2 protein-coding genes are annotated in these 1,619 nt (G+C 72.7%); one reads left to right on the forward strand and one right to left on the reverse strand.

Annotation, left to right across the window (positions count from 1 at the left end; translation table 11 throughout):
• Positions 1 to 135 precede the first annotated feature (135 nt).
• Positions 136 to 924: a response regulator transcription factor gene (locus C1I97_RS36845; protein WP_111007232.1), complete on the forward strand. Its 789-nt coding sequence runs from the start codon at positions 136 to 138 to the stop codon at positions 922 to 924.
• 31 nt (positions 925 to 955) lie between these two features.
• Here C1I97_RS36845 and tamR read toward each other — a convergent pair whose 3' ends face one another.
• Positions 956 to 1,453 (reverse strand): MarR family transcriptional regulator TamR, encoded by a 498-nt coding sequence (tamR, locus tag C1I97_RS36850; protein WP_111007233.1) that lies wholly within the window; start codon positions 1,451 to 1,453, stop codon positions 956 to 958.
• Positions 1,454 to 1,619: the final 166 nt, after the last annotated feature.

The raw sequence follows: 1,619 nt of genomic DNA on the forward strand, positions 1-1,619 counted from the left end.
GCGGGAGGCGTCGGGGGACGCGCAGGGCGGCGTTCTCCGGCGTGTTCTTCAAGGCGTTCTCCAAGGCGTTCTTTGACGCATGTGTGACGAAGAGGATCCCCTGCTCTGCCAGGAGCTCGGGGAAGGGGGCTTTCCGTGGTTCGTGTCCGAGTCCTGGTCGTCGACGACCACCGTATCTTCGCCGAGTCGCTCGCCGCCGCCCTGGCCGCCGAGCCCGACGTCGACGTCTCCGCCGCCGGGTCCGGGCCGGCCGCGCTGCGCTGCCTGGAGCGGGCCGCCGCCGAGGGCCGCCGCGTCGACGTCATGCTCGTCGACGCCGACCTCGGCGGAAAGGTCCCCGGGGCCCGCCCCGCCGTCCCCGTGCGGGAGGGCGAGGAGGACGGGCTGGTGGACGGCATCTCCCTGGTCGCCGGGGCGCGCGGTGCCCAGCCGACGGTGCGGGTCGTCGTCCTGGCCGAGAAGGACGACCCGCGGCGCGCCGCGCTCGCCCTGCAGGCCGGGGCCTGCGGCTGGGTCGCCAAGGACTGCTCGCTGTCCCGGCTGCTCACCGTCATCCGCGGTGTGCTGCGCGACGAGACCCATCTGCCGCCGGCCCTGCTCACCGGCGTACTGCGGGAGCTGACCGTCGCCCGCAAGCACCGCACCGAGAGCGAGCGCCTGGTGGAGTCGCTGACGCCGCGCGAGCGGGAGGTGCTGCGCTGCATGGTCGCCGGGCTCGGCCGCAAGGCCGTCGCCGAGCGGCTGTACCTGTCCCCGCACACCGTCCGCACCCATATGCAGAACGTCCTGGGCAAGCTCGGCGTGCACTCCACCCTCGCCGCCGTCGCCCTCGCCCGCCGCGCGGGGGTCGGACCCGCCGACCTGGGACCTGCCGACCTGGGACCTGCCGGGCGGATCGGCGTGGAGGAGAGCAGCAGCGCCTGACCGGACCGGCGCAGGTCCCCCGCGCGGGTCCTCAGCCGGGGATGTTGTCGAACGGGGCGGTCAGCTGACGCAGCAGGCCCGCCAGTTCGGACCGCTGGGCGGACGACAGCTCCGCGAGGATCGCCCGCTCCTGGTCCAGCAGCCCCGCCAGGGACCGGTCCGCGCGGTCCCGGCCCTCCTCCGTCAGGCGGACCAGCACACCGCGCCGGTCGCTGGGGTCGGGCAGGCGCTCCACCAGGCCCTTCTTCGCCAGCCGGTCGATGCGGTTGGTCATCGTGCCCGAGGTGACCAGGGTCTGGGTCAGCAGTTGTCCGGGGGAGAGCTGGTACGGCGATCCCGCGCGCCGGAGCGCCGTCAGGACGTCGAACTCCCAGGGCTCCAGACTGTGCTCGGAGAAGGCCAGCCGCCGCGCGCGGTCCAGGTGCCGGGCCAGTCTGCTCACCCGGCTGAGCACCTCGAGCGGTTCCACATCGAGGTCCGGACGCTCCCGGCGCCACGCTGCGACCAGTCGATCGACCTCGTCCTCCATGGCGATCAGTGTAGTGGTTGTGTCGACGTGAAGTCTCTTGATGTCGACTCTCTTGACATCGAGTTATGTGAGAGTGACAGTGGTGATCACAGTCCGCCGCGCGCGGTCCAGGTGCCGGGCCAGTCTGCTCACCCGGCTGAGCACCTCGAGCGGTTCCACATCGAGG

Source organism: Streptomyces sp. NTH33 (assembly GCF_003236365.1).
GTDB lineage: Bacteria > Actinomycetota > Actinomycetes > Streptomycetales > Streptomycetaceae > Streptomyces.

Coding starts and splice junctions, on each gene's coding strand:
- tamR (WP_111007233.1), bottom strand. CDS start 1,453: ATGGAGGACGAGGTCGATCGACTGGTCGCAGCGTGGCGCCGGGAGCGT.